We start from the raw sequence: 8,907 nt of genomic DNA on the forward strand, positions 1-8,907 counted from the left end.
GAGATTGAGTCGCAGTTGCTGCGGGTGAAAGGTGTGCGCGAAGCGGTGGTGCTGGTTCGAAGTGACGCGAACGGGCAGAAGGCGCTATGCGCATATTACACGCCGGATACCGGAGTTGAGCTGGTAGTGAACGATCTGCGCAGCGCGCTGGCACAGGAGTTACCTGGGTACATGATCCCGTCGTACTTCGTGGAGCTGGATCGTCTGCCTCTGACCCCGAACGGGAAAATAGACCGGAGGGCGCTGCCAGCGCCGGAAGGGGAAGCGGGAAGTGGAAGAGAGTATGTCGCACCGCGCAATGAGCTGGAAATGAAGCTAGCGGTGATTTGGCAGGAGGTGCTGGGGCTTGCGAAGCAGATTGGCGTTCACGACAACTTCTTCGACATCGGCGGTCACTCCCTGCGGGCGACGACGCTGGCAGGCAAAATATTTAAGGAATTAAACGTCAACCTGCCGCTGCGCGACGTATTCCGTCACTCAACGATTGCGGCGATGGCCGAGGCGATCACCCGGATGGAACGGCGGGAGCATGAGGCCATTCCTCAAGCGGAAGAGAGAGAGTACTACCCTCTGTCCTCCGCGCAGAAACGGCTGTTCATTCAGCACACGCTGGATGGAGCAGATCAGCTTTACAACATGCCGGAACTGGTGCAGGTGGAAGGTGAGTTTGATTTAGACCGGTTGGAAGCCGCCTTGCGAAAATTGATAACACGGCATGAATCGCTGCGCACCGGTTTTGAAATGATGAAGGGCGAAGTGGTTCAGCGGATATACCCACAGGTCGATTTTGCTATCGAGCATCATCAAGCGGATACAGAGGATTCAGATCAAATCGAGCAGATCGTCCGCAACTTCGTTCGTCCGTTTGATCTCGGCCAACCGCCGCTGCTGCGCGCCGGGGTCATCGAGTTGGAGCCGCACCTGCGTATTCTCCTTTTCGATATGCACCATATCGTGTCCGACGGCGTATCGATGGCGATTGTGATGGAGGAGTTCTCGAGTTTCTACGCCGGAGAACAGCTGCCACCCCTGCGCATTCATTACAAGGATTATGCCGTTTGGCAGCAGTCGAAGGCCCACCGAGAGCGAATCGGGCGGCAGGAAGCGTACTGGCTGCAAACCTTCGAAGGCGAGCTGCCCACGGCGGACCTGCCGATGGACTACGAACGGTCTGCCGTTCGTAGCTACGAAGGCGCGCATGTGGATTTCGACGTCGAAGCTTCTCTCTCTGCGCGGTTGCGCGAATTGGCTGCCGAGTGTGAAAGCACACTGTTCATGGTGCTGCTTGCGGCTTATACTGTGTTGCTGTCCAAGTACAGCGGTCAGGAGGACTTGATCGTGGGTACCCCGGTGGCTGGAAGAACTAACGCCGATTTGGAGCCGGTCATCGGCATGTTTGTTAATACGCTGGCGCTCCGCAATCGTCCGTCTGGCGACAAAACGTTCTTGTCCTACCTGGAAGAAGTGAAGGAAACGGCTTTGGGTGCTTTTGAGAATCAGGATTATCCATTCGAGGATCTCGTGGAGCGTTTGAATGTGAAACGGGAGCCGGGCCGCTTCCCGCTGTTCGATGCCGTTTTCGACTTGCAAAATATCGAAGAACGAGACGCCGAACTGGAAGGGGTCAGCCTGAAGAATTACGAGCTTGACCCATTGGAAGAAGCGAAGTTTGATCTGACGCTGTTTATGTATGAAAACGAAGGGGCGTTGAGCGGGGGCTTCTTCTACGCCACCAAGCTGTTTAAAGAAACGATGATCCGCACCTTGACTGAGGATTACCTGCGGGTACTGTCTCAAATTGCGGAAAATCCACAACTCGAGCTAAGCCGAATTGAATGTCATAAACCGGCGGCAGGCGCAAAGAGTGCCGTCGATACGATCGAATTCGCGTTCTAATAAGACAAGCGCGCTCCGCCGTAACCGAAAGTGGTGCGCATCCCAAGAAAGACGGCGAACAACTTGCTAGTCCGTAAATCAAGCCCGTAAACGCGCAGGCCGAAAGCAAGCTCTTTCGGACCTGCGTCGGGGTATGCGGTCACTTCATTTTTAGGGGAGGTACGAATGAAATCTTTATTTGAAAAGGAAGAACGGTACTGGAGCGGCAAGTTTGACGCAGATGATAGCCTGAGCTTCCTTCCATACAGTCAATCCTCCAAATTATTCGAGGGCGGGGAATCTGCGGCAGAGCCGGACTTGCTTCACCGTACTCTGCCGAGCGAACTCTCGGAGAGAATCATTGGCCTCGCCAGCGGTTCGGATTTGGCTCTGTACATGATTGTTTTGGCAGGAGTCAAAAGCCTGCTGTTCAAATATACCGGGCGGGACCAAGTGCTGGTCGGCATGCCTTCGTATAGCGCAGACCAGGGCGAGACGCCGCCGCATGACATCTTGGTGATCAAGACATCGGTAAGCAGCCAGACTACGCTGAAAACGCTGCTTGGGGGCATCAAAGGCTCCATCGGCGAGGCGCTGGAGCATCAGCACCTGCCTTTTCGAAAAATGGTGGAGCCGCTCCATCTGGACTATACGGGGCATGGCCTCCCGGTCGTCAACACCATCGCATCCTTCGCCCCGATTCATCCGGGACCGCTGGGTAACCGTGTGGCGGCTGATACCGTTTTTCGCTTCGACCGCCAAAACCACTCCATCGAGCTGGAAATAAGCTTTGACGGACAGCGGTACGAGCGGGCATTTATGGAGCAGGCGGCCGACCATCTTGTTCGGTTGCTGTCCATGCTTTTATTTCAGCCAGATCTGGAGCTTGGACAAGTCGATATGCTGTTCCCAGTCGAGAGGGAGATGCTGCTCAAGGGATTTAATGACACCGAAACCGAGTTCGAGCGGGGAAAAACGATTCATGGCTTGTTCGAAGAACAGGCGGAGCATCGCCCGGATAACGTGGCCGTCGTCATGAACGAGCGGCAATTGACCTACCGCGAGCTGAACGAGCGATCCAACCGCCTTGCGCGGAAGCTGCGGGAAAAAGGAGTAGAAGCAGACCAGCTGGTAGCGATTCTGGTCGAACGCTCGCTTGATATGGTCGTCGGCATTCTGGCAATTCTTAAAGCGGGTGGAGCCTTCGTGCCTGTCGATCCCGACTACCCGGAGGAGCGCATCCGCTTCATGATCGAGGATTCAGGTGCACCGTTATTGCTGACTCAAAAACATCTGCACGAGAAAACCGACTTTGAAGGAACACGCCTTGAATTAGACGATTTTGTTTGGGGCGATAGCGGGGCGGAATCCACTGGTGTGCTGGATGCTTCGAATCTGGAGCCGGCCAGCGGTCCGAATGATCTGGCTTATGTCATCTATACATCAGGTACGACGGGCAAACCCAAAGGGGTCATGCTGGAGCATCGTGGTTTGGTCAGTTTGAAGCTGATGTTCGCGGACAGGCTGGGCATCACGGAGCATGACCGGATCGTTCAATTCGCCAGCCTGTCATTCGACGCGTCCTGCTGGGAAGTGTTCAAAGCGCTCTATTTTGGCGCGACTTTGTACATCCCGACGGCCGAGACGATTCTCGACAACCGCCTGTTCGAGAGTTATATGAACGAGCATGCGATTACGGCGGCGATTTTGCCTCCGACGTACAGCGCATATTTGAACCCGGACCGCCTTCCCAGCTTAACGAAGCTTGTAACGGGAGGTTCGGCGGTATCGGCCGAATTTGTGCAGCAGTGGAAGGAGAAGGTCCACTATTTCAATGCTTACGGGCCTACCGAAGCTTCGATTGTTACAACGCTTTGGGATGCGGTTGAGCAGCAGCCAGAGCGCAGAGTTATTCCGATCGGGCGCCCGCTGTCCAATCACCGGATTTTCATTTTGGATGCCCACCTGCAGCTTGTGCCTCCTGGAGTGGACGGAGAGCTGTGCGTGGCAGGCGTGGGGCTTGCGAGAGGTTACCTGAACCAACCGGAGCTGACGGCAGAGAAATTTGTGGAACATCCGTTTGCGCCGGGAGAACGCCTTTACCGGACGGGAGATCTCGCCCGCTGGCTGCCGGACGGCAACATCGAATACCGGGGGCGGATCGATCATCAGGTGAAAATCCGCGGCTACCGGATCGAAATCGGCGAGATTGAAGAGCAGCTGCTGAAGATCGCCGCCATGCAAGAAACGGTGGTGCTCGCCCGCGACGACGCGAACGGCCATAAGCAGCTTGTCGCTTATTACGTTGCGGAAACGAGGCTGGCGGCGCATGAACTCAAGGAGCAGCTCGCCAAGCAGCTTCCAGGATATATGATTCCTTCGTACCTCGTGCAGCTTTCGCGGATGCCGCTGACCCCGAACGGGAAAATCGACCGCAAAGCGCTACCCGCGCCAGAGGAAGCCCCCACTGGAGGAACGGAATATGTCGCGCCGAGAACGCTGCTCGAGATGAAGATCGCCCGTGTCTGGCAGGATACACTTGGCATTTCACAGGTTGGCGTAAAGGATAACTTTTTTGAGCTGGGAGGCAATTCCTTAAGTCTGATTAGGCTCGTTCAAGCCGTTTACGATGAAACGGGCATCGAGATACCGCTGAATCGCCAATTCCATCATGTAACCGTTGAAGCCATGGCTTTTGGAGAGGAGGATCTGGGTCTGGATAAAGGGGGAGACTCCTTCATTAAGCTAAATAAAACAGGGGATCTGAACGTGTTCTGCTTCCCTCCAGGCAGCGGCTTCGGCATCGGTTACCGAGAGCTTGCAAGCAGACTAGACGGCCGATTCGTGCTTTACGGCATTGATTTTATCGACGATGTCATCGATTACGAGGCCATGCTGAACCGTTATGTGGATGAGATTGTTCGTATCCAGCCTGAAGGACCTTACGTGTTGCTCGGTTACTGCTTCGGAGGCAACCTGACGTTCGAGGTAGCCAAATCGATGGAAAGAAGAGGGTACTCCGTAACGGACATGCTCATGGTGGACTCGTGGATTAAGGACACACTCACACCTTATGAAACGTCTGAGAAAGAGCTTGAAGAGATGCTTGCGGATTTCGACGAAGAAGAGAAGGAATTAATGAGCAATCCGCTCGTACGGGAGCGTGTTCATCGGAAGATCAAAGCCACATTGACGTACGAAGCGCAGCTTATTAATTCAGGAACGATAACTGCCCGGATTTACGAACTGATTGCGAAGGACAGTGAAGCGTTCCGCCTGGAGCACCAGTTGCCGTCTTGGCAGAGGGCAACGACGCAAGCTTACGCCGATTACCGGCTGGAGGGCGCACACGAGGAGTTACTGGAACTCGCGCGCGTGGACGAAACGGCCGTTGTCATCCGTGACATCTTAGTGCAAATCAAGCAGCAGATCGAAGCGGAGGCAGGGGTCCTGCATGGGAGCTGACCAGCAGACGTCTGTTCAAGGACAAGGCACAGCGGCGCCTTCCAAGCGCCGAACCGCTTATGCCACCTGGAAAGCGTTCCGCTGGCTGATGTCCTATGTAAGCCGTCACAAAGGCTGGATGATCGTCGGTATCCTGTCCGCAATTGCCGCCGCGGTTATTGAGATATGGACGGGACGTCTGGTCGAGCAGCTGACCACACAGGCCGAGAATGGGGCGGGGCCTATCGTTCTGCAGATCGTGTACACGGTCTTTGTGGTCATCTTGATCGGTGTGCCGGCGAAGTTTTTCATGAGCTTTGGTGTGGAGCGAAGCAGTGCCTCTGCGGTGCAGGATATCCGCAACCATGTCATGCGTCATATCGGCAAACTCCCGGTCCCCTATTTGGAAAAGCAGCACTCCGGCGACGTGTTGTCGCGGATCAACAACGATCTGCAGCTCATCCAGCAATTTATGATTCGGGACCTCGCCCAGTGGTTTTATCATCCGCTATTATTTATCGGCTGTTTCGCTTATTTGATGTATCTCCAATGGGAGCTGATGCTGTACAGCCTGCTGTTATTTCCCGTAGCACTGCTGGTTTCCCAATGGATCGGCAAGCAGTTGGAACAGTTGACGGAGGAAGCCCAGGCGAACATGGGCCGAATGAACGTCAACCTCCAGGATACGCTTGGGGGGATGCCTATTGTAAAAAGCTACCTGCTATCCGGTATGTTATCTCGCTCCTACCAAGTGCTGTTGCAATTGACAGCTCAAAAAAAGCTGGCCGTGAAAAAGCGGGAAGCCTGGGTCAACCCGCTGCTTTCTACGCTGATGATTAGCCCGATCATTTTCGCCGTCAGTTACGGAAGCTATTTGATCTACAACGGGCAGCTAGGCGCGGGAGAACTGATCGCCTTCCTGTACTTGCTTAATCTGTGTCTGGAGCCGCTGGAGCATATTCCCGAGCTCATCACGCGCACGTTCGAAATGACCGGTGCCCTGAGAAGGGTCTCCGAAATCGTCGAGCAGCCGACCGAAACGGAAAATGGCCGTTTGCTTCCAAAAGCGAGCGCCGCCCCCATCCAGTTTCAGAACGTAACCTTCGGGTATGAAGAGAGTTCCCCGATTCTGCGGAATGTTAGCTTCTCGGTGCCGGAAGGCAAGACGATTGCACTTGTCGGAGCGAGCGGCGGAGGGAAGAGTACGGTGTTTAAGCTGGTATGCGGCTTTTATCCACTTCCGGAGGATCAGGGCGAGATCCGCGTGTTCGGAAGCCTGATCCACGGTGCAGATCCGGAGCAGCTTCGGTCGCATTTTTCCGTGGTAACCCAAGATTCATATTTGTTTAGCGGTACGATCGCCGAAAATATCGGCTATGGGCGGCAAGAAGCGTCGATGGACGAGATTATCGAAGCCGCCAAAGCCGCTCAGGCTCATTCTTTCATTATGCAGCTTGAGGACGGTTACCAGACGTATGTCGGAGAGCGCGGCGGGTTTTTGTCCGGTGGGCAACGCCAGCGCATTGCAATGGCTCGGGCGTTTCTGAAGGATGCTCCCGTTCTGCTGTTGGACGAGCCCACATCGGCACTTGATCCGGAGTCGGAAAGCGCGGTTCAGGAAGCGTTGGGCGTATTGATGAAGCAGAGAACGACCATGGTTATTGCCCACCGGCTTTCTACGGTACAAAACGCCGATGAAATTTGGGTTATGGAACAAGGAAGTATTGTCGAAAAGGGCACTCATGAACAATTGCTCGAGAGGAAGGGACTGTACGCCCAGTCGTATTACCAGGAGTTTACCGAGTCTGCCGAACGCAGGGAGGTGTCGTACACATGAAAAAGGGCGGAAGGCTATCACAAGTGAAAGAACTCGGCTACTTGCTGACGTTTATGAACCGCAAGCGCAAAACCCAGTACGCGATTGGCCTTGCTGTAACGGCGCTCACCCAGACATTGTTTCTGATCGCCTTCAGCTTGGTCGTACATAACTTGGTTGATTTCGCCGTGTCCCGAGATACGTCCCTGATGGTAGAAGCTTTTGTTATTTTGGGCGCGGCCCTGTTCCTGGAAAATATAATTTCTCCCTGGTTCATTTACTTATACCAGCGCAGTGTCGAGCTGACTGTGCTGAATATCCGCAAACGTCTTTATGACAAGCTGTGCCGGGTGCGGCCGAGATTCCTGGAGCAGAACCATCATGGGGACTTGCTGTCGCGAGTGAACAACGATGTAACGACCGTTGAGTTTACATTCTCGCAGGTTTACTTCGTTTTGCTGCTTCAAGTTGTCTTCTGCATCGGCTCCATTGTCTCTATGGCGGTGATCGATTGGCGGTTTGCTGGCGTATCCTTCGTCATTCTGCTGCTGTCTTCTCTGGTCAGCCTGAAATTTGCACGGGATATCCGCGCTTTGTCCGAGCAAGGCTTGCGTACGCTCGGTAAAATGACCGAAAAATTTAAAGATTTTATGGGCGGCATTCAAATTGTGAAGCTGTTTCGCATCCGCACGATTTACGGCCAGTACGAGGCGTTGAACGAGCAAATGACGCAAACGCTTCGGCAAACGGCGAAAAAGAACGGTATGCAGGCTGCGGTGAACCATTTTATCAGCTATGTCACGTTCTGCGGCATCATCGTCATCGGCAGTCTTCTTTATGCTTACGGATTGATGGGAATGGGAAGTGTCGCCGCTCTGGCAGTTTTGCAAGTGAATCTGACGCACGCCTTGTTGAACCTGGGGATGGTTCTGTCGATGACCCAAAATTCGCTCGCGGGCGCTCACCGGATTCAAGAGGTACTAAGTGAGGAAGAGGAACCGGAGCGTTTGGGATCTTCTCGTAGCGAGCTTGTATCGGAGGCTGCGGTGGAGTTTCGCGATGTGGAATTTTCCTATCAGGCGGATAAAAAGGTACTTGTCGACATGTCCATGCAAGTGTTTCCTGGTCAGGTCGCTGCGATTGTAGGAGCCAGCGGCAGCGGTAAAAGTACGCTGATTAAGCTGTTGCTCGGCTTTTATCCTGTGGACAGCGGAGATATCCTGCTTCAGGGTAAACCTTTCGGCCATTACACGCTGGAAGAAATCCGCAGGCAGATTGCATACGTTCCGCAGGAACCGTTTTTGTTTACCGGCACGATTGAGGAAAATATCCGCTATGGCAACCCGGATGCAACGGATGAAGAAGTGGTGGAAGCGGCCAAAGCGGCGTACGCTCACCATTTTATTCAGGAACTTCCTGAACAGTATAAAACGCCGGTGGGAGAGAGGGGAGCGTCATTGTCAGGTGGACAAAGGCAGCGAATTGCGATCGCCCGGGCGATTCTCAAAAACGCCCCGATTCTACTGCTGGACGAAGCGACTTCTGCATTGGATAACGAATCCCAGCATTGGGTACAGCAAGCTCTGAACGTATTGATGAAGGGGCGCACCACCATTCTGATTGCCCACCGTCTCAGCACTGTGGAACATGCGGATTTGATTACGGTCATGAATCAAGGAACGGTCGTGGAACGGGGCCGCCATCAGGAACTGCTGGCGCTCGGAGGTTACTACGCGCGGCTGTACGGCTAGACTCGCTTTTCGGCGGGCGGC

The 8,907-nt window shown here is 54.2% G+C and carries 4 protein-coding genes; all 4 read left to right on the forward strand.

What is annotated here, in order from left to right; translation table 11 throughout:
• Positions 1–1,896: condensation domain-containing protein (locus tag C170_RS04425; RefSeq protein ID WP_036606736.1), on the forward strand; the 1,896-nt coding region annotated here is incomplete at its 5' end.
• 165 nt (positions 1,897–2,061) lie between these two features.
• On the forward strand, positions 2,062–5,340 hold the full coding sequence (locus C170_RS04430) for a non-ribosomal peptide synthetase (protein ID WP_036606739.1): 3,279 nt from the start codon (positions 2,062–2,064) through the stop codon (positions 5,338–5,340).
• Positions 5,330–7,156 (forward strand): ABC transporter ATP-binding protein, encoded by a 1,827-nt coding sequence (locus C170_RS04435; protein ID WP_036606741.1) that lies wholly within the window; start codon positions 5,330–5,332, stop codon positions 7,154–7,156. Before C170_RS04430 ends, C170_RS04435 begins: the two co-directional genes overlap by 11 nt.
• Positions 7,153–8,886 (forward strand): ABC transporter ATP-binding protein, encoded by a 1,734-nt coding sequence (locus C170_RS04440; protein ID WP_036606743.1) that lies wholly within the window; start codon positions 7,153–7,155, stop codon positions 8,884–8,886. The genes C170_RS04435 and C170_RS04440 overlap by 4 nt, the downstream gene beginning before the upstream one ends.
• The last annotated feature ends 21 nt before the right edge of the window (positions 8,887–8,907 follow it).

Source organism: Paenibacillus sp. FSL H7-689 (genome assembly GCF_000517905.1).
Lineage (GTDB): Bacteria > Bacillota > Bacilli > Paenibacillales > Paenibacillaceae > Paenibacillus > Paenibacillus amylolyticus.